Source organism: Diaphorobacter sp. MNS-0 (assembly GCF_019602835.1).
Classification (GTDB): domain Bacteria; phylum Pseudomonadota; class Gammaproteobacteria; order Burkholderiales; family Burkholderiaceae_C; genus Diaphorobacter; species Diaphorobacter nitroreducens.
Map to the genome: position 1 here is coordinate 2943202 of NZ_CP080761.1, position 24463 is coordinate 2967664.

Annotated in this window: 24 protein-coding genes; 7 read left to right on the forward strand and 17 right to left on the reverse strand. The window is 65.9% G+C overall.

What is annotated here, in order from left to right:
• Positions 1-293 precede the first annotated feature (293 nt).
• The 12 genes from K2L43_RS14080 to K2L43_RS14135 all read right to left on the reverse strand — a co-directional run bounded on the left by K2L43_RS14080 (position 294) and on the right by K2L43_RS14135 (position 11285).
• Positions 294-1724 (reverse strand): DegQ family serine endoprotease, encoded by a 1431-nt coding sequence (locus tag K2L43_RS14080; RefSeq protein WP_369799308.1) that lies wholly within the window; start codon positions 1722-1724, stop codon positions 294-296.
• Positions 1725-1863: 139 nt separating this feature from the next.
• A complete protein-coding gene (locus K2L43_RS14085; protein WP_220637808.1) occupies positions 1864-2889 on the reverse strand; it encodes a MucB/RseB C-terminal domain-containing protein in 1026 nt (341 codons plus the stop codon).
• A 65-nt stretch (positions 2890-2954) separates the two neighbouring features.
• A complete protein-coding gene (locus K2L43_RS14090) occupies positions 2955-3578 on the reverse strand; it encodes a sigma-E factor negative regulatory protein (RefSeq protein ID WP_220637809.1) in 624 nt (207 codons plus the stop codon).
• 40 nt (positions 3579-3618) lie between these two features.
• Positions 3619-4254 carry an RNA polymerase sigma factor RpoE gene (rpoE, locus tag K2L43_RS14095; RefSeq protein ID WP_123675897.1) on the reverse strand — a complete coding sequence of 212 codons (636 nt, stop codon included), beginning with the start codon at positions 4252-4254 and terminating at the stop codon, positions 3619-3621.
• Positions 4255-4875: 621 nt separating this feature from the next.
• The gene (fabF, locus tag K2L43_RS14100) at positions 4876-6120 is read right to left on the reverse strand and encodes a beta-ketoacyl-ACP synthase II (RefSeq protein ID WP_015913977.1); all 1245 of its coding nucleotides are present in this window, start codon (positions 6118-6120) and stop codon (positions 4876-4878) included.
• A gap of 57 nt (positions 6121-6177) precedes the next feature.
• The gene (acpP, locus tag K2L43_RS14105; protein WP_003058049.1) at positions 6178-6417 is read right to left on the reverse strand and encodes an acyl carrier protein; all 240 of its coding nucleotides are present in this window, start codon (positions 6415-6417) and stop codon (positions 6178-6180) included.
• A 103-nt stretch (positions 6418-6520) separates the two neighbouring features.
• Entirely contained in the window at positions 6521-7261 is a 741-nt protein-coding gene (gene fabG, locus K2L43_RS14110) for a 3-oxoacyl-ACP reductase FabG (protein ID WP_220637810.1), read from the reverse strand.
• The gene (gene fabD / locus K2L43_RS14115; protein WP_220637811.1) at positions 7258-8211 is read right to left on the reverse strand and encodes an ACP S-malonyltransferase; all 954 of its coding nucleotides are present in this window, start codon (positions 8209-8211) and stop codon (positions 7258-7260) included. Before fabD ends, fabG begins: the two co-directional genes overlap by 4 nt.
• Before the next feature lie 57 nt (positions 8212-8268).
• On the reverse strand, positions 8269-9246 hold the full coding sequence (locus K2L43_RS14120; protein ID WP_011806400.1) for a beta-ketoacyl-ACP synthase III: 978 nt from the start codon (positions 9244-9246) through the stop codon (positions 8269-8271).
• An 18-nt stretch (positions 9247-9264) separates the two neighbouring features.
• The gene (gene plsX, locus K2L43_RS14125; protein ID WP_220637812.1) at positions 9265-10296 is read right to left on the reverse strand and encodes a phosphate acyltransferase PlsX; all 1032 of its coding nucleotides are present in this window, start codon (positions 10294-10296) and stop codon (positions 9265-9267) included.
• Positions 10297-10418: 122 nt separating this feature from the next.
• Positions 10419-10601 carry a 50S ribosomal protein L32 gene (gene rpmF, locus K2L43_RS14130; RefSeq protein WP_011806402.1) on the reverse strand — a complete coding sequence of 61 codons (183 nt, stop codon included), beginning with the start codon at positions 10599-10601 and terminating at the stop codon, positions 10419-10421.
• 132 nt (positions 10602-10733) lie between these two features.
• Positions 10734-11285 (reverse strand): DUF177 domain-containing protein, encoded by a 552-nt coding sequence (locus tag K2L43_RS14135; protein WP_015913981.1) that lies wholly within the window; start codon positions 11283-11285, stop codon positions 10734-10736.
• Between the two features lie 26 nt (positions 11286-11311).
• Here K2L43_RS14135 and K2L43_RS14140 point away from each other — a divergent pair, with 26 nt between their 5' ends.
• Complete coding sequence (locus tag K2L43_RS14140; RefSeq protein ID WP_220637813.1) at positions 11312-11911, forward strand: Maf family nucleotide pyrophosphatase; 600 nt, start codon at positions 11312-11314, stop codon at positions 11909-11911.
• Complete coding sequence (locus K2L43_RS14145; RefSeq protein WP_220637814.1) at positions 11908-12714, forward strand: SAM-dependent methyltransferase; 807 nt, start codon at positions 11908-11910, stop codon at positions 12712-12714. The genes K2L43_RS14140 and K2L43_RS14145 overlap by 4 nt, the downstream gene beginning before the upstream one ends.
• A gap of 84 nt (positions 12715-12798) precedes the next feature.
• On the opposite strand, the gene K2L43_RS14150 is transcribed toward K2L43_RS14145, so the two are convergent.
• From K2L43_RS14150 to K2L43_RS14165, 4 genes are read right to left on the reverse strand one after another with little or no spacing between them, the layout of a single operon-like run.
• Complete coding sequence (locus K2L43_RS14150) at positions 12799-13842, reverse strand: S49 family peptidase (RefSeq protein ID WP_220637815.1); 1044 nt, start codon at positions 13840-13842, stop codon at positions 12799-12801.
• Positions 13843-13846: 4 nt separating this feature from the next.
• A complete protein-coding gene (locus K2L43_RS14155) occupies positions 13847-14224 on the reverse strand; it encodes a Rieske 2Fe-2S domain-containing protein (protein WP_172208034.1) in 378 nt (125 codons plus the stop codon).
• A complete protein-coding gene (locus K2L43_RS14160; RefSeq protein ID WP_103737418.1) occupies positions 14224-14892 on the reverse strand; it encodes an HAD family hydrolase in 669 nt (222 codons plus the stop codon). Before K2L43_RS14160 ends, K2L43_RS14155 begins: the two co-directional genes overlap by 1 nt.
• Positions 14885-15904 carry an RluA family pseudouridine synthase gene (locus K2L43_RS14165; RefSeq protein ID WP_220637816.1) on the reverse strand — a complete coding sequence of 340 codons (1020 nt, stop codon included), beginning with the start codon at positions 15902-15904 and terminating at the stop codon, positions 14885-14887. The genes K2L43_RS14160 and K2L43_RS14165 overlap by 8 nt, the downstream gene beginning before the upstream one ends.
• A 589-nt stretch (positions 15905-16493) precedes the next feature.
• On the opposite strand from K2L43_RS14165, the gene K2L43_RS14170 reads away from it, so the two are divergent.
• The 5 genes from K2L43_RS14170 to queF all read left to right on the forward strand — a co-directional run bounded on the left by K2L43_RS14170 (position 16494) and on the right by queF (position 22715).
• Positions 16494-19571, forward strand: a complete 3078-nt coding sequence (locus K2L43_RS14170) for an Rne/Rng family ribonuclease (RefSeq protein ID WP_220637817.1) — start codon at positions 16494-16496, stop codon at positions 19569-19571.
• A gap of 147 nt (positions 19572-19718) precedes the next feature.
• Positions 19719-20501, forward strand: a complete 783-nt coding sequence (gene yaaA, locus K2L43_RS14175) for a peroxide stress protein YaaA (RefSeq protein WP_173370366.1) — start codon at positions 19719-19721, stop codon at positions 20499-20501.
• Between the two features lie 31 nt (positions 20502-20532).
• Positions 20533-20919, forward strand: coding sequence for a hypothetical protein (locus K2L43_RS14180; RefSeq protein WP_011806411.1), 387 nt, complete (start codon positions 20533-20535; stop codon positions 20917-20919).
• A gap of 22 nt (positions 20920-20941) precedes the next feature.
• Complete coding sequence (locus tag K2L43_RS14185) at positions 20942-21811, forward strand: 2OG-Fe(II) oxygenase (protein WP_220637818.1); 870 nt, start codon at positions 20942-20944, stop codon at positions 21809-21811.
• Positions 21812-21869: 58 nt separating this feature from the next.
• The gene (queF, locus tag K2L43_RS14190; protein ID WP_123675885.1) at positions 21870-22715 is read left to right on the forward strand and encodes an NADPH-dependent 7-cyano-7-deazaguanine reductase QueF; all 846 of its coding nucleotides are present in this window, start codon (positions 21870-21872) and stop codon (positions 22713-22715) included.
• Between the two features lie 121 nt (positions 22716-22836).
• Here the strand turns inward: queF and K2L43_RS14195 are convergent, their stop codons facing one another.
• The gene (locus K2L43_RS14195; RefSeq protein WP_220637819.1) at positions 22837-24396 is read right to left on the reverse strand and encodes a methyl-accepting chemotaxis protein; all 1560 of its coding nucleotides are present in this window, start codon (positions 24394-24396) and stop codon (positions 22837-22839) included.
• Between the last annotated feature and the right edge of the window lie 67 nt (positions 24397-24463).

The following is a 24463-nucleotide window of genomic DNA, read 5'->3' on the forward strand; positions in this document are numbered from 1 at the left end:
CGTCCTACAAGCGCCCGGGGTCGTTGCCGGGCTGCAACGAGGCACTTATCCACATCTTATTCAACCAACACATCTCAAATTGCTGAATAACAAGTGAACAAGCCATGGAAAACCTGTGCATGACTTAGCGCGTTTTCCGCATGGCGACGTTCAAGGTGGAGTTATATTGATTGGCGCCTTTGAAACACACTTATTCTATCAATAAGTACATAGCGCCCCGTTGATACCAACCCTGCGAAAGAGCGTTCCCCGCTACGGAATCGCAGGGCTCCAGCGAGCCCTGGCGACGCTGCCTAACGGCTGGGGCGGATCAGTGCATATTGCGCCCATTCGCCGCGACGGAAAAGCACGTTGATGGGTTTCCCCATGTCAGCCTTCGCTAGTACCGCTTCGAAATCCTTGAGGTTACGGACTTCGGTGTTAGCCAGCGCGATGATCACATCGTCTGCCCGCAGACCGGCACGCGCCGCCGCGTCGTTGGCAGAGACCACGCGCACCCCTCCCTTCACCTTCAGTTCCTTCGCCTGCGCAGCGGTCAGGTCGGCAACGACCAAGCCGATCTGCTGAGCCGCTGTCGAGGACTTGCCCTTGCCTTCTGCTTCGGCTGCCTTGGCTGCCACCTTTTCATCAGGCTCCACCTCGGCGATGGTGATCGACAGGTCGCGCAATGCGCCACGGCGGAACACCGTGATATGGGTCTTGGTGCCTGGCTTGGTGTTGCCCACCAAGCGGGGAAGGTCAGACGCCTTCTCGACGGCCTTGCCGTCATAGCGCGTGATCACGTCGCCCGCCTCGATGCCAGCCTTCTCCGCGGGGGATCCAGTCTCCACGCCGCGCACCAGCGCGCCGTCGGTTTTGCCAAGCCCGATGGACTCCGCCACATCCTTGGGAACCGAGCCAATCTGAACACCAATGCGGCCACGGCTCACGCGACCGCTCACACGCAGTTGCTCGCTCACGCGCATGGCCTCGTCAATGGGAATGGCGAACGAGATACCCATGAATCCACCAGAACGGGAGTAAATCTGGCTGTTGATGCCCACCACCTCACCCCGCATGTTGATCAGAGGGCCGCCGGAGTTACCGGGATTGATGGCCACGTCCGTCTGGATGAAGGGCAGATAGTCGCCCGTATCGCGCTGCTTGGCACTTACGATGCCGGCGGTCACGGTGTTTTCCAGGCCAAAGGGAGAGCCGATTGCCATGACCCATTCACCCGCCTTAAGACGGCCCACGTCACCCACCTTTACCGCGGGCAGTCCCGTGGCGTCGATCTTGACGACGGCAACGTCGGTGCGCTTGTCCGAGCCAATGATCTTGGCCTTGAACTCCCGCTTGTCGGTCAGCGTCACAATCACTTCGTCCGCCCCCTCCACCACGTGGGCGTTGGTCATGACATAGCCGTCAGGACTCAGAATGAACCCCGACCCCACGCCACGCGGCTGCTCTTCGGGCTGCGGACGCTGCGGCCCCTGCTGGCGTGGAATGTTGGGCACCGGGACACCAAAACGCCGGAAGAACTCCAGCATGTCTTCATCCATGCCTCCGATGGAGGGCCTCGCCGTCACCTTCTCGGTTGTGCGAATGTTCACCACGGACGGTCCCACCTGCTCGACCAGTTCGGTGAAGTCAGGCAAGCCACGCACCACGGCAGCAGGCTGGGCCTGCACCGAAGCGGGCGCCACCACCAAGCCTGCGCCGCCCATTGCCAAGGCGATAGCCATAGCGCAGGGCCACCATGCGCGCTTTGCACGGAGTTTCGTCATCATCAGCCTTTCTTTTCCAGACAATCCGCAACAGCGGGAATAGCAGTTTGTGAGAAAGCGGCGCGCATTGGTTCCCGTACACCGGGAACGGCACGCATCATTCGTCCTTGCGTTGGACGGACTCGATGAACCGCTGGAGCGTTCGGGCAGGAACTTCCCCCACAGCGGTCACCCAGGCAGTTTTGTGCACCTGCCGGCCCACCACTTGTGTGGCGCCCATACTGGCACTGCGCACAGATGCAGCATGGCGTGCGGCATCGAACGGCTCCACGAAGACGGAGAGCGTGGCCAATCCGTCTGAGTAAATGCACTGCAACAGCGGGCCGGACGCCATGGCCATCACGTCTTTGCGATAGCAGCCCTGGGAGACGAATCCGGTCACCGCCTTGCCCATGGTCCAGCCTTGCGCTTCGGCCGTCGTCCGCTGAAGAGGGACCTTTACGAGACGATACCCCTGCAAGTCCTCCATCATCTGTTCGATGCGCGACAGATCCGCCGGGGCATCCAGATTCAGTTCCGAAAACGCCGCCTGCTCCAGGAGCCGCCCCTCGCCGTCCAAGGTCTGCATCTTGACAACCAGTCCAGACACGCGATCCACCCAGATCTGGTAGCCGAATCGCCAGGCGTCACGGGGCTGGAATAAAAGCCGATCGGCATCCCTCCCGGCCACGCGCTCCTGCCCAAGCGCCCGCAGTGCGTAATGCTGCGAAGGATGGACACCCTTGGCGTCGGCAACACGCGGAAAAGCACCGGGCACGTCGCGCAATTCGCTGCGTACCACACGGGCCTGCGGAAGGAAGGTGCGGACCTCCTCTTCGCGCCGGAAGACCACCCGTGGTGTTCCGCTCAGCGCCTCGACCCGCTCAATTTGCCGCGCACCCTCGCAGGCATGCCAGATCCGGGAACTGACCATGGCCCCATTGGAAGAAAGAACCACGAACGTGCCACGGTAGCTGCGAAACAGCGAAGCATGGTGCATGCGCGCAACCCACTCCGCCACGTCGCGTGGTTCGCCAGGGGTCGTTGGTGCGGGGCCTGACATGCAGTTCGCCGCAGCCACGCCACAGAGCATCAAACCGCCACACACCAACCACCATGACCGCAACCTGCGGCAGCACTGCATTACTCGCCACCGAATCACGCGCCTGGACTCCCTAGCCTAGACATTCCAACGATGAGCCCGACCCTTTAGCGCGCAGGCGCTTCAAACGTGGCGTTCCGCAGGAAGCCTGCCGGCATCTGCAGTGCAGTCGTGCTGCCAAACTGCTTGTGCGCCGCGAGCAACTCATCCAGACGCGGATCACGCAACATGACCTGTTGCCCATCAGGGCCGGCGGCTGTGGCCAGCAGAGCGGGCGCCGTGGCCGTCATGGCTGACTGGGCCGCCGCCAACTGCGCACCTGCCGGGCGGCCGTCACCTTCGGCGCCCAGATAAACACTCCATCCAACAGCCGCGACTGCGGCAAACGACGCGAACCCTGCCGCCACCTTCCAGCGGAACACTGCGGCGTTGGCTGCGTTGTCTTTCGTCCGCCCCACCTTCATAGAGGCCACGTGACCTACTTCCACGGCCGCCAAACGGGGCGCCGGTTCGCGCGCCAGTTGCGTGCGCAGGCGGTCTACGAGTTCAAGGTCTCCCATGCCCGCTGCTTCAGAACTGCGCAGGGTGTCACCTATCAAATGGTAGAGCTGCCACGTCGCCCGCCCCTCGGCGTTCGCGGCATAGGTGAGCGCGTGCGCAAATTCTTCGCCCTGCAACTCCCCATCGGCCAAAGCCGACAGCTGTTCTCGCATCATCATGTCGTCGTTCATGGTGTTTACTCGCCAAACCGCGCCATTGCCATTCACACGCCTACCACCGCTTGCCGGAGCGCTTCTCCAGCAAAGGCTTGACCCGCGCGGAAATTGCCTCGCGCGCACGGAAGATCCGCGAGCGCACCGTACCGATGGGGCATTCCATGGCTACGGCAATTTCCTCGTAACTCAACCCCTCGATCTCCCGCAGAGTCACGGCCTGCCGCAAATCCTCGGGCAATGCCTCCATGGCCGCATTGACAGCGGCAGCGATTTCCTGGGCCGCCAACACGGTTTCGGGGGTTTCGTCGCTGATTAGTTCACGATCCAGGAAGGAAGTTTCATCTTCGGAGTCGTTGCTGCCACGAAGAGCGCTCTCCGTGACAACCGGATTGCGTTTCATGTCTACCAGCGCCTTCTTGGCGGTGTTCACGGCGATGCGGTAGAGCCAGGTATAGAACTGTGCCTCTCCACGGAACTGGTGCAAGGCTCGGTAGGCACGCAGAAAGGTTTCCTGCGTGATGTCGGCCACCAGATCGGTATCGCGCACCATACGCCCCACCAGGCGCTCAATGCGCCGCTGGTATTTGATGACCAGAAGTTCATAAGCGCGCTGGTCCCCCGCGACGGTGCGCTCGACCAATCGCAGATCACTGTCGGCGGGCTCTTGGGGCGCGGGCGATGGGGTCGTCATGTCTTGTGGGATGCTCCGCCACCCTGCGGGGGTGGCATTCCGTCGGTTGTCTGCTTCGCGGGCGCGCCAGCGAGGGGGCCGCCACGGGCGCGCGAATATACCGCACGCCGCAGAGCCGGCCATTGGAGAGGGTCGCTCCTGCATTCCATCCACAGCCATTGCCGTGTGTGGGATGCCCCTTGCACGGAAAGCATCAGGATGGTCTGAAAGTCAAGATGAACCCTAAGAGACGGATCCACGGGCATACGTATGCCCGTTCGCCCAGTCTCCAACCACCATAGGCTGCCATCCCACACCAAAAAGCCTTCCGGCAGGCGGTGCCAGAAGCGCCAGGCCGCCGCCGTACCCAACACCCAGGCCACAGCACCAACCCAGGCGCGCATGGCCAAGTCGGGCTGACGTCCATGGGATAGCAACCAGACCGACAGACAGGCCATGCCGGCCAGCGCCAACACGACAAGGGTGCGGGCCACCACGAGCGAGCGGCCATAGGGGTAGCGAATGGCGGGAGCGTGCAAGGACTCACGCATGGTGGACGTTAGCCAAACACTGGGGAGGACGAGCCCGCACGATGATCCAGAGACTCGCGGACGCGCCGGCCGCCGCGCCAGGCCCGATCAATCAGACGCGCCGAAACACCAGCGTTCCGTTGGTGCCACCAAAGCCAAAATTGTTCTTGACTGCGATGTCGATCTTCATGTCCCGCGCCGTGTTGGCACAGTAGTCCAGATCGCACTCCGGATCCTGCTCGAAGATATTCGTGGTAGGAGGCACCTTCTGCTGGTGCAAAGCGAGTACGGTGAACACACTCTCAATGCCTCCCGCTCCACCAAGCAAATGCCCGGTCATCGATTTGGTCGAACTCACCACCATCTTCTTGGCATGGTCACCCAGTGCCGCCTTGATGGCATTGGTTTCGTTGAGATCCCCCAGCGGCGTGGACGTGCCGTGCGCATTGAGGTAATCCACCTCGTCGGCATTCACGCCGGCATTGCGCAGTGCGGCAACCATGGCACGCCGCGGGCCATCCATATTGGGTGCCGTCATGTGCCCGGCGTCGGCGCTCATGCCATAGCCCAACACCTCGGCGTAGATGCGCGCGCCACGCGCCTTGGCGTGTTCGTACTCTTCCAGCACCAGAACCCCCGCACCCTCGCCGAGAACGAAGCCATCGCGGTCCTTATCCCAGGGGCGTGACGCCGTCTGCGGATCATCGTTGCGCGTGGACAGGGCACGCATGGCTGCGAAGCCGCCCACACCCAGGGGCGAGACGGTGGACTCCGTACCGCCAGCGACGATCACATCGGCGTCCCCGTATTCGATCTTGCGGGCCGCTTCGCCGATGCAGTGCAGGCCCGTGGTGCAGGCTGTGACCACCGACAGGTTCGGTCCCTTGAAGCCGAAGCGCATCGACACCTGGCCAGCCACCATGTTGATGATGGATGCAGGGACGAAAAACGGCGTGATGCGGCGCGGCCCCCGGTTGGTCAACTCCGCATGCGTGTTCTCGATCAGCGGCAGTCCGCCGATACCGGAGCCAATGATGCAGCCGATGCGGGTGGCCAATTCATCGTCCAGCGCCTCGCCCGTGGGCAGACCAGCGTCGCGCACTGCCTCTTCGGCCGCCGCGATACCGTAATGGATGAACGTATCCATCGTGCGCGCATCTTTGGCACTGATGAAGGAGTCCAGGTCAAAACCCTTGACCTCGCCAGCTATCTTGCAGGCAAAGTTCGTCGTATCGAACTTGGTGATGAGGTCTATGCCGGATTTCCCGGCGAGGATGTTGGCCCAGGCATCGGCCACCGTATTGCCAACGGGGGTGATGCAACCCAGGCCGGTCACGACAACGCGACGACGGCTCATGCGCTAAACCTTTGCTGATGGGATGCCGCGCCCCAGGGAGTGCGGGGCGGCAGCGACTTAGGCCTTCTGGTGGGTATTGGCGTAGTCGATGGCGTTTTGCACCGTCGTGATCTTCTCTGCGTCTTCGTCAGGGATCTCGATGCCGAACTCGTCTTCCAGCGCCATCACCAGTTCCACCGTGTCCAGCGAGTCGGCACCCAGATCTGCCACGAAGGCTTTTTCGTTGGTGACTTGGGATTCTTCCACGCCGAGTTGTTCGGCAATGATTTTTTTGACACGTGCTTCGATATCGCTCATGGTTTCCCTCAGGGGGTTGTGAATGAATCCGCGATTCTAGCCGCTCCGGGTAAAGCCCCGTAGCAGCCCGCCGTACGGACAAAACGGCGTCAACTGACTTTAATTACATGTACATGCCGCCATTGACATGCAACTCTTGTCCCGTCACATAACCTGCACCAGCCGATGCAAGGTAAGCCACGGCATGGGCGATGTCACTGGGCTGCCCCAATTCGCCCATGGCGATCTGGGATTTCAGCGCTTTTTTCTGCTCTTCCGGCAGATCGGCAGTCATGTCGGTGGCAATGAAACCCGGAGCCACGCAGTTCACCGTGATACCGCGGCTGCCCAGTTCACGCGCCAACGCGCGGGTCATACCAGCCACACCAGCCTTCGCGGCCGCGTAGTTGGCCTGTCCGGGGTTGCCCGATGCGCCCACCACGCTGGTGATACTGATGATGCGCCCAAAGCGCTGTTTCATCATGGGCCGAATAGCCGCACGGCTGACGCGGAAAACGGCCTTGAGATTGGTGTCAAGCACGGCATCCCAGTCGTCGTCCTTCATGCGCATGGCCAGCGTGTCACGCGTGATGCCCGCGTTGTTCACCAGCACATGCAGGCCCCCATGCTCCTTGACGATGGCATCCACCAGCGCGTCCACGGCTGCGCCGTCGGTCACGTTCAGTTTGACGCCCTTGCCGCCGTAGGCCGCCAGGGCCTGGGCGATGCGCTGCGCGCCTTCATCCGTGGTGGCCGTACCAATCACGCGCAAGCCCCGCTGGGCGAGCTCGGCCGCAATGGCGGCTCCGATGCCGCGGGTGGCGCCGGTAACCAGCGCAATCTGGGGAGAGGCGGATTCACTCATGCCAGCAGTTCCTTGGTTTCGGCCAGCGTGGCCGGGTCAAACAGTGAGGCGCCAACCAGTTCGGGGTCGATGCGCTTGGTCATCCCGGCCAGCACCTTGCCGGGCCCACATTCGATCACATGCGTCACGCCACGCGCCCTCAGCGCCTGCACACACTCCACCCAGCGCACCGGGCCGAAGGCCTGCCGATAGAGTGCATCGCGGATGGCATCTGCGTCTTGCTGCACCGCGACGTCCACATTGTTGACCACGGGAATGCGCGGAGCGCCCAATTCCAGTGCAGCGAGCGCGGCACGCAGTTTTTCTGCGGCGGGCTTCATCAGGCTGGAGTGGAAGGGCGCCGACACCGGCAGTGGCAGTGCGCGCTTGGCGCCCGCTGCCTTGAGCACTTCGCAGGCTTTCTCCACGCCCGCCTTGGTACCCGCAATCACGGTCTGAGCGGGATCGTTGAAATTCACGGCTTCCACCACATCGGTGGATCCAGCACCAAAGCTGGCCGCAGCCTCGGCGCAACCGGCGATCACCTTGGCTGACTCCAGCCCGAGGATGGCCGCCATGGCGCCAACCCCCACGGGCACGGCCTCCTGCATGGCAGCGGCACGCAGGCGCACCAGCGGGGCTGCCTGGGCCAGACTCAAAACCCCCGAGGCCACCAACGCGGAGTATTCGCCCAGGGAGTGCCCGGCCACGGCAGCCGGCAGTGCCCCGCCCTCAGCGCACCACACGCGCCAAGCCGCAATCCCGGCCACCAGCATCACCGGCTGGGTGTTGGTGGTAAGGGCCAGCGCCTCCTTGGGCCCCGCATGAATCAACGCACCGACGTCTTCGCCGAGCGCCTCTGAAGCCTCGCGCAGCGTCTCGGCCACCACGGGATGGTCACCCCAAGCGTCCAGCATGCCCACCGACTGCGAGCCTTGGCCGGGGAACACAAATGCAAAAGTTTTCGACATGGTCAAACAGTTCAAGACAAAAAGCGGCTCCAGCGCTTGCACAGCAAGCGCCAGTAGCTACATTTTCAGGAGCACCGCACCCCAGGTGAAGCCGCCGCCCACCCCTTCCAGCAGCACCGTCTGGCCCGGCTGGACCTGGCCATTGCGCACGCCATGGTCCAGTGCCAAGGGAATGGAGGCGGCCGACGTATTGCCGTGCTGATCCACCGTGACCACCACCTTGTCCATGGACAGCTTCAGCTTACGCGCCGTGCTCTGCATGATGCGAATGTTGGCCTGGTGGGGAATCAGCCAGTCGATATCGGCGTCGGTCATGCCCGCCTTGTCCAGCGTGGCCCGCGCCGCTTTCTCCAGCACGCCGACGGCCAGCTTGAAGACGGCCTGGCCATCCATCTTGAGCAAAGGGTCGCCCAGAATCTGGCCGCCGTAGACGTTGCCCGGCACGCAGAGGATGCCGACATGGCTGCCATCGGCATGCAGGTCGCTCGCAAGGATGCCGGGCGCTTCCGAGGCCTCCAGCACCACTGCGCCGGCGCCGTCGCCGAATAGCACACAGGTGGTGCGGTCGTTGAAATCCAGAATGCGGCTGAAGACCTCGGACCCCACGACCAGCGCGCGGCGCGCTCCCCCGGAGCGGATCATGGCATCGGCCACCGTGAGTGCATAGACGAAGCCGCTGCACACGGCCTGCACGTCGAAGGCGGGGCAGCCATTGGCACCCAGCTTGTTTTGCAGAATGCAGGCGGTGGAGGGAAACACCATGTCCGGTGTGGACGTGGCGACGATGATCAGGTCAAGATCTTGCGCCTGGCAACCGGCGGCCTCCAGCGCGCGGCGCGATGCCTCCAACGCCAGGTCGCTGCTGGTGACGTCCCGGTCGGCGAAATGGCGTGCGCGGATGCCCGTGCGCTCCACGATCCATTCATCGGAGGTCTCGATGCCCTGCTGCGCCAGCTGGGCCACCAGGTCATCATTGGTTACCCGGTGCGGCGGCAAATAGCTGCCGGTGCCGGTAATGCGTGAATAGCGTGTCATTGGGGGAGGCACGGCCGGTCAGGAAGCGGGCTGGGCGTCTGCGGCTGCCAGCAAAGGCGCCGCATGCGCAACCCGCGCGCGGACGCGGTCGAGCAGGTTGTTGCGGGCCGCATCATACGCCCGGATCAAAGCCTGCTCGAAAGCCAGCGCGTCGGCCGAACCATGGCTCTTGAATACGAGCCCCCGCAGTCCGAGCAGGGCGGCTCCGTTGTAACGCCGGTGATCCATGCGCCTCATGATGGCAGATAACACTGGATAAGCGACGATGGCAGCAATTTTCGTGAAAATGTTGCGCGAAAACTCCTGTTTGAGCGCTCCCACAATCATCGATGCCACGCCCTCACTGGCCTTGAGTGCCACATTGCCAACGAAACCGTCACACACCACGATGTCCACAGTGCCCTTGAAGATGTCGTTGCCTTCCACATTACCGTGAAAGTTGAGGTCGCCGGATTTGGCCGCAGAACGCAGCAGTTCGCCGGCTTTCTTGATGACATCGTTGCCCTTGATGACCTCTTCGCCAATGTTCAGCAATCCTACGAGCGGTTCATCGCTGTCCTGCAGCACCGACACCAACGCAGATCCCATGACAGCGAATTGCAGCAAATGCTCGGCCGTGCAATCGACATTCGCGCCCAGGTCCAGCACGGTAGTGGCACCGCCTTGCGCATTGGGCATCTGGGTGGCGATGGCGGGGCGGTCGATGCCGTCCAGCGTCTTGAGCAGATAGCGCGCGATGGCCATCAGCGCACCAGTGTTACCGGCGGAGATGGCCGCATGCGCCACGCCATCCTTGACTTGCTGGATGGCCACGCGCATGGAGGAGTCTTTCTTGCGACGCAGCGCGACCTCCACCGCATCGTCCATCGTGACCACCTCCGACGCCACGACATGCGTCACGCGCTCGTGTGCCAGACCCTGCAGGCTGTCCTGCCCTCCCACCAGGATCAGGCGTGCGTCAGGGTGATGCTCCAGGAACTGTCGGCACGCGGGAAGCGTGACGCCGGGGCCATGATCGCCCCCCATGCAGTCAACAGCCAGTGTGATCATCGGCAAATCGTCAAGCCGTCAGGCGGCCGTTAAATAAAAGGGCCATTTTGGCGCATGCCAAAACGACAAAGGCCCGCGCTACCTTTTTCGTAGCAGCGGGCCCGGAGGGTGCGCAGCCTGGATCAGGCTTCGGATTTGTTCTTCAGTACCTGACGGCCGCGGTAGAAGCCGTTGGGGCTGATGTGGTGGCGCATATGGGTTTCGCCGGTCGTGGGCTCCACGGCGATGCCAGGCACCGTCAGGGCATTGTGCGAACGGTGCATACCGCGCTTGGAGGGAGACTTCTTGTTTTGCTGAACAGCCATGATCGGCTCCTAGGGTCTTGAAAGGGTTGGTGAAAAACGCGATCAGCCCATTGAAGACACGAGGGGATTCGCGCGAAGCCCTCGATTATATCTCAAATGGTTTTTGATCGAAACCGCCGAACGGGCCGTTTCTCAGGCGTCCGGATTGTCCTTGCGAAGCCCTGCCAGGGCTGCAAACGGATTGGGCTTGTCGGCACTGGCCTGCTCGAAGTCCTCGTCGCTGGAGGCCAGCGTGACATCTGTCGGGCATTCCTCATGGCGCGGCACCACCGGCAGGGCCATGAGCAGTTCGTCTTCGATCAGCTCGCGCAAATCGAACTCGCGGCTCAATGCCAGCAGATCCTCATCGCTGTCGCCATCCAGTGCCTCGGCGGTGGCTTCATCGGCCACGAAGCGGAATTCGCGCTCTACCTCTAGGGGCACGTCCACGGAATGCAGACAGCGCTGGCAGGTCATCGGCAAGGTGGCGCTGGCTTTCAGACGCAGCCAGACCTGGCCGCCCACGCCGTGCGTGGTGCGCACTTCGCCGTCCGCCGCCCAATCCACGCGCAGATCCGGGTGCAGCCCCTGCGCCTCCTCGGCCAGACGCTTGTATTTGAGCAGCGTGTCATGACCGGACAGGTGAGCGCCGGCCTGTGCAAAAGCCTTGACGTCCAGCCGGTCAGGGGAGTGTTCCTTGGTCATGCTGGGCAGTGTAAGAGAATCCAGGCATGCCGGATTTCTCCCCCCTGTCCCGCTCCCTGGTATTGGGATCGACCTCGCGCTACCGGCGCGAACTCCTGGCCCGACTGGGCCTGCCCTTCGACGTGGCTGCCCCCGCGGTGGACGAGACACCGCGGCCGGACGAAGCCCCTCGCGCGCTGGCACTGCGCCTGGCGCTGGCCAAGGCGCGCGCCGTGGCCAGCCTGCATCCGCAGGCCATCGTGATCGGCTCCGACCAAGTGGCAGACCTGGACGGCGAGCCGTTGGGCAAGCCCGGCAACCACGAACGCGCCACCGCCCAGTTGCGCCGCATGCGTGGCAAGACCGTGGTGTTCCACACCGCCGTGGCGGTGGTCTGCCAGGACTGCGGCTTCGAGCAGGTGGACCTGGCGCCGGTGCGGGTGCGCTTTCGTGACCTTTCGGACGACGAGATCGAGCGCTATCTGCGTGCCGAGCAGCCGTACGATTGCGCCGGAAGCGCCAAGAGCGAGGGCCTGGGCATCGCGTTACTCGACGCGATCGACAGCGACGACCCCACCGCCCTGATCGGGCTGCCCTTGATACGCACCTGCCGCATGCTGCGCGCCGCAGGGCTGGTGCTGCCATGAGCGAAAGCACTGCAACGGTTGGCCCGACCCCGGCTCGGGGCATCCTGTATCTGGTGCCAGCGCCCCTGGACTTCGGCTGCGAGAGCCAGGCACCCCTGACCGAAGCCCTACCGGAGGGCACGTTGCGCCAAGCCGCACGCCTCACCCATTGGATTTGCGAGAACGCCAAGAGCTGCCGCGCCTACCTCAAGCGCGTGGACGCGCTGCACCCGCTGGGGGCGCCGCTGCAGGCGCAGCAGATCACCGAACTGCCGCGCGAAGTGCACAAGAAGGGCGACCACGGCGCCCGGGGCCATGCATCGTTCGACGCACGTCCGCTGCTGGCGCCGGCATTGGCAGGGCACGACATGGGCCTGGTCAGCGAGGCGGGCATGCCCGCCGTCGCCGACCCCGGCAGCTCCGTGGTGCGCGCGGCGCATGACCTGGGGCTGCGCGTGGTACCGCTGGTGGGACCGGTGTCGCTATTGCTGGCACTGGCAGCCAGCGGACTCAACGGCCAGAACTTCGCCTTCGTGGGCTATCTGCCGCAGGACGCAGGCGAGCGCACCAAACGCCTGCGCGAGCTGGAAACTCTGGCCCACAAGCAGGGCCAGACACAGCTTTTCATCGAGACGCCTTACCGCAACGCCGCACTGTGGCAGGCGCTGCTGCAGGGACTGCAGCCGCAGACCCGGCTGGCGCGCGCAAGCGGCCTGACGCTGGCCGATGCGCAAGTTGCCAGCCACACGGTGCGCGAATGGCGCCACCACACCGCCGGCACGCCGGACAACCGCGTACCCACGGTCTTCGCCATCGGTGCGTAGGCCGCACGTACGGCCCCGGTTAATTCAAAAATAATAGCTTGCAGCGCTTGATAGATAAGCGCTGGAGCCTGATTTAACCCAATATCAGCGCAGCTGCGGCAACTGCAGCGCAGCCAGGCCCTTCACGGCACCCATGCCTACCGCGGCGCCAAACTTCTTGGCCAGGCGCTCGGCCACGTTGTCGCGGCGGGTGTAGTCGATCACGTCTTCGGCCTTGACCACCTCGCGCGCCACGTAGTCCAGGTTGCCCAGTTGGTCGGCCAGTCCCATCTCCACCGCCTGCTGGCCCGTCCAGAACAGGCCGCTGAAGGTTTCGGGCGTAACCTTGAGCCTGTCGCCCCGCCCCTGCTTCACCACGCCGATGAACTGCTGGTGGATCTGGTCGAGCATGGCCTGGGCGTATGCGCGCTGGGTTTCGGTCTGGGGGCTGAACGGATCGAGAAACCCCTTGTTCTCACCGGCGGTGAGCAGGCGGCGCTCCACCCCCAGCTTTTCCATGGCGCCGGTGAAGCCGAAGCCGTCCATCAGCACGCCGATGCTGCCCACGATGCTGGCCTTGTCCACGAAGATGCCGTCCGCCGCCGCGGCGATGTAGTAGGCCGCCGAGGCACAGGTTTCCTCGACCACGGCATAGACGGGCTTGTTGTACTTGGCCTTCAGCCGCACGATCTCGTCGTTGATGATGCCCGCCTGCACCGGACTGCCCCCCGGCGAGTTGATGAGCAGCACCACGGCCTGCGAACCCGAATCCTCGAATGCGCTGCGCATGGCGGCTACGACAAATTCGGCGCTGGCCTCGGCGCCCGCGGCGATCTCGCCCTTCACGTCCACCACGGCCGTATGCGGCGTGCTCTTGCTGGTGGCGGTCATTTCGCGCGAAAGCGCGGCCCAGATCACCGCGCCCGCCAACAGGACCCACGCCAGGCGCCAGAAGTTGCGCCAGCGGCGCGCCGCGCGCTGCTCGGCCAGGGTGCCGAGCACCAGCTTCTCCAGCATCTCGCGCTCCCAGCCGGGGGCGGCTGCGGCCTTGCTCGCTTCATTTTTTGTAGCTTGTTGCGCCCACAGGTCGGGCGCTGCGGGCGGATTTCCCTCGAATCCCGTGGGTTCGGTGCGGTTGGGATCGGTCATGGAGTCAAAACTCTACGGTGTGCAGATGGAGGGCAGTATGCCAGCGCACCCGGCCCCCTTCCTCGGACAAGGCGATCTTCACCAGCCCGCCGCGGCACGGACCGCCAGCGCAGGCTCCCGTGTCGGGCTGGAAGGCCGCGCCATGCGTGGCACACAGCAGCCAGCGGCCGGTGTCGTCGAAAAACTGACCTTCCTGGTAGTCCATCTCCATCGGTACATGGGTACAGCGGTTCAGGTAGGCGTGCACGCGGCCCTGATAGCGGATGGCAAAAGCGCGGCAGATCTGGCCGCAGTAGCGCACGTCGAACGCCACGGCGCGGCCGCCATCCACCAGTGCCTCGCTGGGGCAGAGGTCGATGCGTTGCTCCACCGGAGTCGCCATTACGCGTGCTCCTGCAGCCAACGGTGCAGATCGGCCACGGACGAAGCCACGCACAGCGGCCCCAGTTCGGCAAAGCCCGCCGTGTCGTGCGCGCCATAGCCCACGCCCACGCTGGCACAGCCCGCGGCGCGGGCCATTTCGAGGTCGTGCGTGGTGTCGCCGATCATCAGCAGGCGCTCGGGCTCCACGCCGAACTCGGCCATCAGTTCCTGCAGCATCAGCGGGTGCGGTTTGCCGGCGGTTTCGTCCGCGGTGCGCGAACCGTCGAACATGCCGCGCAGTTGCACCTGGTGCAGCACCTGGTCCAGGCCGCGTCGGCTCTTGCCCGTGGCTACGGCCAGCAGGTGGCCGCGCGTGCGCAGGCCCTCCAGCATGGGCAGCACGCCGTCGAACAGGCTCAGGTCGTCCTGGTGCTGCAGGTAGTGGTAGCGGTAGCGGTTGCCCAACTCCGTATAGCGCTCGCGCGGCACGTCGGGGGCCGCATGGGCCAGAGCCTGCGGAAGCGCCATGCCGATCACCCAGGCGGCGGCTTCATCCGTAGGCACGGTGCCGCCCACATCGCGCACCGCATCCTGAATGCTGCGCACGATGATGGCGGTGGAGTCAAACAGCGTGCCATCCCAGTCGAAGGCAATGAGATCGAATCGGCGCGGGCGGAAATCAGGCATGTGCGGGGTCGTCGGAAAGAAAAGCGGTCAGTTCGGGCGGCAATTCGGCGCGCAATTCCAGGCGCTCGCCGCTGGCCGGGTGGTCAAACTGTAGCCGCCATGCGTGAAGGAACATGCGCTTCAAGCCTTGCTTCTGCAGGCGCCGGTTCAGGTCGAAGTCGCCGTACTTGTCGTCGCCCGCGATCGGGTGGCCCTGGGAGGACAGGTGCACGCGGATCTGGTGCGTGCGCCCGGTCTTGATGGTCACCTCCAGCAGGCTCATCGCCGGCAGGCCTTGCAAGGGGCGCGGCGCGAGCTGGCTGCGCACCTTGACCAGGGTGACGGAGCGCATGCCGTCCGGGTCGTCGGGCGTGGTCACGCGCACGCGGCGCTCGCCATCCTCCTGCAGGTATTTGTGCAGCGGCGTGTCGATGACCTTCTTGTTGCCGGGCCAGTGGCCGGTGACCAGCGCCAGATAGGTCTTGCCCGTCTCGCGCCCCCGGAACTGGTCCTGCAGATGTGTGAGCGCCGAGCGCTTCTTGGCCACCAGCAAAATGCCCGAGGTCTCCCGGTCCAGCCGGTGCACCAGTTCCAGGAAGCGCGCCTGCGGGCGCGCCTGGCGCAACTGCTCGATCACGCCAAAGCTCACGCCGCTGCCGCCGTGCACGGCCGTGCCGGCGGGCTTGTCGATGGCGATCAGGTGCTCGTCTTCCAGCAGGATGGGGAATTCGCGCGCGGGTGCGGGGCGCTCCGCCTTGTCCAGCACCTTGTCGGACACGCGCACGGGGGGCAGACGCACCAGGTCGCCCGGTGCCACGCGCGCGTCGGCGCTGGTGCGCCCCTTGTTCAGGCGGACCTCGCCGCTGCGGATGATGCGGTAGATGTGGGTCTTGGGCACGCCCTTCAGGTGGCGGATGAGGAAATTGTCGAGCCGCTGGCCCGCGGATTCGGCGTCGACCTCGACGATGCGGGCCGCCGGGGCTTCCGGCGGGGTGCGGCCTGCGGCCGGTTTGCCCCCTATAATGTGTTTCACCTGCGCGACGAATGTGTAAGTGGTTGATTTGTCTGGAGTTTAATGGACCCAGCCCGGCTCGGCGCGCAGCATGGTTGATGCCAACGGGCGTCATGCGCGCAGATTGCAGGCCGGTTGCCTGCGAAGGCCCGCGTGTCGACCGCGCAGGCTGACAAATCGAAACACTGAATCTACGGAATCCCAAGCTGGCCGCTCACCCCACCCGGGCGCAGCGGCCAGCGGATCAAAGCGAAAATCATGTGGGTGTTGCTGGCATGGATGGTGTCATTGTGGCGAGGGCGTCAGCCTTTGCCACGTGCACGCAAATCGCCGCCAACACCCGCCGGTCAAGCGCCAACAGCTACATTCTTGGTAGCACGCCTGCGCGCTGACCGGCTCGCCCCCATCCACGCGCCACCACCCCGCCTGCTGAGTTAGCCAACCCAGCAGCCGTGGTGCATCCCGGCAATTCCCTCGTTTCGATGCGTCAGTCCAGGCATTTCCGGCTCGTGTAGAGCCTGTTTGGTTTGGAACCGGCGGTACGCGCCGCTGCAGCCCTGAGAGAGCGCTGCGCGCGGGCCGCCACGACACAACGAAAAGGAATTGCATCATGAAGCGGATGCTCATCAATGCCACGCAGCCCGAGGAGCGGCGCCTGGCCATCGTGGACGGCCAGAAGCTGCTGGACTACGAGATCGAGATCGAAGGGCGCGAGCAGCGCAAGGGCAACATCTACAAAGCCGTCGTCACGCGCGTGGAACCGTCGCTGGAGGCCTGCTTCGTTGACTATGGCGAAGACCGCCACGGCTTCCTGCCGTTCAAGGAAATCTCCAAACAGTATTTCGCCGAGGGCGTATCACCCAGCCAGGCCAGGATCCAGGACGTGATCAAGGAAGGCCAGGAGCTGATCGTCCAGGTCGAGAAGGAAGAGCGCGGCAACAAGGGCGCGGCCCTGACCACCTTCATCAGCCTGGCCGGCCGCTATGTGGTACTGATGCCCAACAACCCGCGCGGCGGGGGCGTGTCGCGCCGCATTGAGGGCGAGGACCGCGCCGAGCTCAAGGAGGCGATGGACCAGCTGGAGTACCCCAAGGGCATGAGCATCATCGCGCGCACCGCCGGCATCGGCCGTTCCGCGCCCGAGTTGCAATGGGATCTGAACTACCTGCTCAAGCTGTGGACCGCCATCGATGGCGCTGCCAAGGCCGGCAAGGGCGCCTTCCTCATCTACCAGGAATCCAGCCTGGTGATCCGCGCCATCCGCGACTACTTCAACAGCGACATCGGTGACATCCTCATCGACACTGACGACATATACGAGCAGGCGCACCAGTTCATGGCGCACGTCATGCCCGAGCATGCCGGCAAGGTCAAGCGCTACCGCGACGACGCACCGCTGTTCTCGCGCTTCCAGATCGAGCACCAGATCGAGTCCGCCTACGCGCGCACCGTGACCCTGCCCTCGGGCGGCGCCATCGTGATCGACCACACCGAGGCGCTGGTCAGCGTGGACGTGAACTCGGCACGCGCCATCAAGGGCGGCGACATCGAGGAAACCGCCACGCGCACCAACCTGGAGGCCGCCGACGAGGTGGCACGCCAGATGCGCCTGCGCGACCTGGGCGGCCTGATCGTGATCGACTTCATCGACATGGAGGAAAGCAAGAACCGCCGCGAAGTGGAAAACCGCCTGCGCGACGCGCTGCGCCAGGACCGCGCGCGCGTGCAGTTCGGCACCATCAGCAAGTTCGGCCTCATGGAGATGAGCCGCCAGCGCCTGAAGCCCTCGCTGTCCGAAGGCGCGCACATCCGCTGCCCGCTGTGCGACGGCACCGGCCACGTGCGCGACACGGAAGGCTTCTCGCTGCAGATGCTGCGCATGATCCAGGAAGAGTCCATGAAGGACAGCACCGCCGCCGTGCACTGCCAGGTGCCGGTGGAGGTGGCCAGCTTCCTGCTCAACGAAAAGCGCACCGAGATCGCCAAGATCGAACTCAAGCAGCGCGTCTCCGTGGTGCTGATCCCCAACAAGTCGCTGGAAACGCCGCACTACAAGCTGGAGCGCCTCAAGCACGACGACCCGCGCCTGGAAAACCTGGACGCCAGCTACAAGCTGGCCGACGTGGAGGAAGACCAGACCAAGGTCACGCGCCGCTCGCAGGAGCCGACCAACAAGCAGACGCCCGTGATCAAGGGCGTGTTGCCCGACGCACCGGCCCCTGTGGCCGAGCCGCGCCCCGAAGGCGCCGCCCGCGGCGCCACGCGCCCGCAGGGCCAGGGCCAGCAGCGCCCGGCAACGGCCCCCACGCCCGCGCCCCAGCGCCCGGCCGCCGCACCGGCGCCCGAGCAGGGCTTCTTCGCATGGATCAAGAGCCTGTTCGGCTTTGGCGCCGCACCCGCGCCCGCACCTGTGGCCGCCCCCGCGCAGACGCCCGCGGAACCCGGCGCACGCGGCGAAGGGCGTCGCGGTGAGCGCGGCGGTCGCCGTGGCGAACGCACTGGTGAACGCAGCGGCGAGCGTGGCGGTGAGCGCAACGGCAACCGCGAAGGCGGCGAAGGCCGCGGCCGCCGTGGCGAAGGCCGTGGCGGCGAGCGCAGCGCCGAGGGCCGCGAGAACCGCGAACCGCGTGAGCCACGCAATGGCCGCGACGGCGAACGCCGTGGCGAGCGCGCGGAAGGCGAGAGCCGCCGCGAGCCGCGCGAAGGCCGTGGCGGCCGCGAGCGCGGTGAGCGCAACGCACAGCCGCCCATGCAGTCTGCGGCCGACCCGGCCAACACCCCGGTCACGACCGATGCCGACGTGGCAGTGACCGAGGAGCGCTCGGCACGCACCGGCGAGCGCGGTGAACGCCGCGAACGGGGTGAACGAGGCGAGCGCCGTGAGCGCGGCGGCGAGCGCCGCGAACGCGGCCCGCGCACCATCGACGCCAACGCCCCCGCCGCTGGCGCCGACTTTGCCGACACTGCGCCCCTGGCCGCATTGCCGGACCTGGACCTGTCCGGCGCTGAAGTTGGTACGTCCGGCGCCGAAGCCCCCGCCGGCGAGGAGCGCCGCGAGCGCCGTTCGCGCGACCGCTATGGACGCGACCGCCGCGAACGTGGCGAGCGCAGCCCGCGCAATGCCGAGGCCAGCGCCACCGGTGCCGATGCCGAAGCGCCTGCCGCGCCGCTGATGGACCTGGACCTCCCCGCTCCCGCTGCGGCGGCCGAGGAAGACTCCGCCCCCGCACGCCGCAGCTATTTCGCCTCCGCTCCGGCATCTGCCCCGGCGGCAGCGCCGCAAGCCGCGCCCGAAGCCACGGCCGCAGTGACGCCACCCCCGGCCGCCGTGCCAGTCCCCGCACCGGCGCCCGCGCCCGTTGCAGCGGCACCTGTGCCCGCACCGGCTCCGGCTGCCACCGCGGTAGCGCCGGCAACCGGTGGCATGCCGCGCGTGCAGGCATTCACGCTGCCCGTGGACACGCTGCAGCAGGTGGCGCAGGCTTCGGGCCTGCAATGGGTGAACTCCGACGCCCAGAAGATCGCCGCCGCGCAGGCCGCGATTGCGGCCGAGCCCAAGCCCGTCCACGTGCCGCGCGAGCGTGCGCCCGTGGTGGTGCTGGATGAAGGTCCGCTGGTGCTGGTGGAAACCCGCCGCGACCTGGGTGCGATGCAGCTGCCGTTCGACCAGGACAACGCGGCCGCCTAAGCCCGCGCCATGGCAGAACACCGGGGGCGTCATGCCCCCGGTGGCGTTTTATGCTATCGATAAATGAGCTGCTGGCGCTTGATGGATAAGCCTTAGAGGCATATTCAGCTGATAGCCACGGCAGCTCGCACATTGGGAGTAATGACCGTGCTGTTCCTGCTGTCGCCCGCCAAGTCGCTGGACTACGACACCCCCCTGCCCGCCGGCCTGCCGCACACGCTGCCCGCGTTCGTGCCCGACGCACAGCGCCTGATCGCGGTGCTGCGCGAGAAGTCGCCGCAGGAAGTGGCCGCGCTGATGTCGATCAGCGACCCGCTGGCCGCCCTCAACGTGGCGCGCTATGCGGCCTGGCAGCCGCGCTTCACGGCCGCCAACGCGCGCCAGGCGGTGATGGCCTTCAACGGCGACGTGTACGAAGGGCTGCAGGCACAGTCGCTCTCCCTCGAAGACCTGCAGTGGGCGCAGCAGCATGTCGCCATCCTGAGCGGCCTGTACGGTGTGCTGCGGCCGCTGGACCGCATGCAGCCCTATCGCCTGGAGATGGGCACGCGCCTGGCGACCGATGCCGGCGCCAACCTCTACCAGTTCTGGGGCGCGCGCATCGCCGAACACCTGAACCAGCGCCTGGCCGCGGACGCCACGCCGGTGGTGGTCAACCTGGCTTCGCAGGAGTACTTCAAGTCCGTGGACCGCAAGGTGCTCAAGGCGCGCGTGATCGAATGCGTGTTCGAGGACCACAAGGCCGGCCAGTACAAGATCATCAGCTTCTACGCCAAGCGCGCGCGCGGCCTGATGGCGCGCTGGGCCATTCAGCAGCGCGCGGCCACCCCGCGGCGGCTGGAGGAATTCGACCTGGAAGGCTATGCTTTCCACCCGGCCTCGTCCCAGCCCGACCGGCTCGTGTTCCGCCGCCACGCCGCCGGCAGCTAGACAGGTTCCCCTCCTTTCCTGGACGCCCCCCATGAACCACGCCGTCGAAACCGCGCACTACCCCGCCACCCAAGCCGTCGACCAGCCCTTCGAGGCCACCGTGCGCGAAGGCTGGGGCGTGTGGATCACGTTCATGCGCGAAGAATTCCTGAAAGCCACCTTCACCCGGCGCGCCGATGCGGAGGCGTTTGCCGCCCAGCACACGCATGGCGGCCAGCGGGGCCAGGTGCGGCGCATGTGGCTGCTGGTGAACGAGACAGCCGGCGAGGCTTATGCGCTCGCGTCCGACGGCGTGCAGCCGCTGCAGGGTGTAGACCTGGACTTTCGCCACCACCAGCGCCTGCAGACGCTGCGCAGCGACGTGCTGTCGCGCTTGAGCGATGCCGAACTGCAGGTGCTGGGCCTTAAGCGCACCTGAAACCCTGCCCCAACGAAAGCCCATGCCCGATCACAGCCTCGCCTCCTCCCAGTCCGTTACGCCCGAGCTGCGCCAGTGGATCCTCGACCAGTCCGGCGCCGGCATCGCCACCCCCGCACTGATCGAGGCCATGCGCAACGCGGGCTGGGCCGATAGCGTTGCCGTGCGCGCGGTGGAGGAGGTACTGCGCGCGCATCTGGACGGCGCGGTGCAGCCGCAAGGCCTGCCGCCCGCCGTGCCGGTGCCCGAGCCCGACATCGCCGACGCGCCGCTCTTCATCGACGTGGGCGACCGCCAGGTCGAGGTGCTGATGTCGATGGCCAACCCGCGCGTGGTGCTGTTCGGCAACCTGCTGTCGCCCGAGGAATGCCAGGCCATCATCGATGCCGCACAGCCACGCATGGCACGCTCGCTCACCGTGCAGACCACCACCGGCGGCGAAGAGGTGAACGCGGACCGCACCAGCGACGGCATGTTCTTTCAGCGCGGCGAGACGCCCGTGGTGCAGCGGCTGGAAGAGCGCATCGCCCGCCTGGTGCGCTGGCCCATCCAGAACGGCGAAGGCCTGCAGGTGCTGCACTACCGCCCCGGCGCGGAATACAAGCCGCACTACGACTACTTCGACCCCGACCAGCCCGGCACCTCCACCATCGTGCGCCGCGGCGGCCAGCGCGTGGCAACGCTGGTGATCTACCTGAACAACCCGCTCAAGGGCGGCGGCACCACCTTCCCCGACGTGCCCCTGGAGGTGGCGCCGCGCCAGGGCAATGCGGTGTTCTTCAGCTACGAACGGCCCCACCCCAGCACGCGCACGCTGCACGGCGGCGCCTCGGTGATCGAGGGCGAGAAGTGGATCGCCACCAAATGGCTGCGCGAACGGGAATTCAAATGAAATGGGCCGCTAGCGCTTATTCGACAAGCGCTAGCAGCTATCCAATCCATAGCACACCATGAACACCCCGGAACACTCCCAGCTCGGCAAGGCCTCGGCCTATGCCGACCAGTACGACGCGTCGCTGCTGTTTCCCATCCCGCGCGCGGACAAGCGCGCCGAGATCGGTATCGACGGCAACGCCCCCTTCTTCGGCGCGGACCTGTGGACGGCGTTCGAGCTGTCGTGGCTCAACCTGCGCGGCAAGCCGCAGGTGGCCATCGCCCACATCACCGTTCCCTGCGAGACGCCCCACATCGTCGAGAGCAAGTCGTTCAAGCTGTACCTGAACAGCTTCAACAACACCCGCTTTGCCAGCGAGGCCGAAGTGCGTGCGCGCATCCGCGCCGACGTGAGCGAAGCCGTGTGGCGCGGCGCCGAGCATCCCGGCACCGTGGGCGTGACGCTGCTGCTGCCCGAGGCCTTCGACCGCGAGCCCATCCACGAGCTGGACGGCCTGCTGCTGGACCGCCTGGACGTGGAATGCACGCGCTACCAGCCCGCGCCCGAGCTGCTGGCCGCACACCATGACGAGGCCCCGGTGACCGAGACGCTGGTGAGCCACCTGCTCAAGAGCAACTGCCTGGTGACCGGCCAGCCCGACTGGGGCAGCGTGCAGATCACCTACAGCGGCGCGCAGATCGACCAGGCCGGCCTGCTGCAGTACCTGGTTAGCTTTCGCAACCACAACGAATTCCACGAGCAGTGCGTGGAGCGCATCTTCATGGACATCTGGACGCGCTGCCGCCCCATCAAGCTGGCCGTGTACGCGCGCTACACACGCCGCGGCGGTCTGGACATCAACCCCCTGCGCACCAGCCACCCGCAGCAGCTGCCGCGCAACGTACGCACCGCGCGGCAATAAAGCGGCCCTGGCAGGACAGCAGCGCGCCCGTAGCAGCACAGCGCCCGGCATCGCCACGGCCCCATGCAGCCAGTGGCCGCGCGTGCCTTTTCACCGAAAGTGCCACGCGCTGGACGGCCCTTCACCCCAGGCGGAACACATCCACGCTGCGGCCCAACGAGGTCACGCCTGCGCGCAGCGCCTGGGCCGCGGCGGCCGACTCCTCCACCAACGCGGCGTTCTGCTGCGTCACGCTGTCGAGTTGGACGATGGCCTCGTTCACCTGGCCGATGCCTTCGGACTGCTCGCGCGTGGCGGTCGTGATCTCCTGCACCTGGGTGCTCACGCGCCGCACCGCGTCCACCATCTCCTCGATGGTCCGGCCCGCCTGCGCCATGCGCCGGTTGCCATCGGCGATGCCATCCACCGTCTGGCCGATCAGGCCGCTGATCTCCTTGGCGGCGGTGGCACTGCGCTGCGCCAGCGCGCGCACCTCGCCCGCCACCACGGCAAAGCCGCGGCCCTGCTCGCCCGCACGCGCGGCCTCCACCGCGGCGTTGAGTGCCAGCAGGTTGGTCTGAAAGGCAATACTCTCGATCACGCCGATGATCTCGCCCATGCGCGCCGACGAGCGGCGGATGTGCTCCATGGACTGCGCCACCTCGGCGATGGCGGCGCCGCCGCGGCTGGCCACGGCCATATTGCGCTCGCTCTCGCTCGCCATCTGCGCCGCCGCATCCGCCGTGTGGGCCACGGTGCTGGCCAGTTCCTCCATGGCGGCGGCGGTCTGCTGCAGGCTGCCGGCCTGCGCTTCGGTGCGCGCCGACAGTTCGCGTCCGCCCTGCGCCACCTGCGTGGCGGCGGCAGAAAAGCCCTGCACTTCGTTGCGCACATCGCCCACCACGGCGCGCAGGTTGATCTGGATCTGCACCAGACGGCGCATGAGCGCGCCCAGCGACGCCGAATAGTCGGTGCGCGCCGTGGTGGCCAGGTTGCAGCCCGCGATGTCGCCGGCAAACCGCTCGGCCTCCTCCAGCGCGGTCGAGAAGTGGCGGTGAAAGTAGTTCAGCATGACGCCCGCGCCCAGCCCCAGCGCGGCGGCCCGCCATGCCACGGCCGCCCAGCCCGCAAGGCCCAGCACGTCGGGCAACAGTACCGCGATGGACAGCACCGCCAACGTAACGGCCATGCGGGCCGTAAGGCCCAGGCGTACCAGACGCTCCACCCAGCCGCGTGGGCCGGCGCGCAGCAGCTCGCCCTCGCGCAGCACCAGCGTGATGCGGCCGGACTGGGCCTCGGCGCGCATGCGCGCATACAGAGCGTCGGCCGCGGCCACCTCGTCGGCCGATGGCTTCACCCGCACCGACATGTAGCCCACGGGCTTGCCGCGTTCCAGCACCGGCACCACGTTGGCGCGCACCCAGTAGTGGTCGCCGTTCTTGCGGCGGTTCTTGACCAGCCCCGTCCAGGGCTTGCCGCGGCCGATGGTGGACCACAAGTCCTTGAAGGCCGCCGGGGGCATGTCGGGATGGCGGATGAGGTTGTGCGGCTGGCCCATGAGTTCTTCATGGGAATAGCCGCTCACCCGCGCAAACGCGGGATTGCAGTGGGTGATTTCACCCCGGGTATTGGTGAGAGACACCAGCAACTCATCGGCGGGATAGTCATACCCGCGGCCCGTGACCGGGACGTTCACACGCATGCAGAACCTCTGAAAGGACGAACGGCCCCAATGCGGGGCTGTCAGGAATGTGAGTAAACGAGTGTAA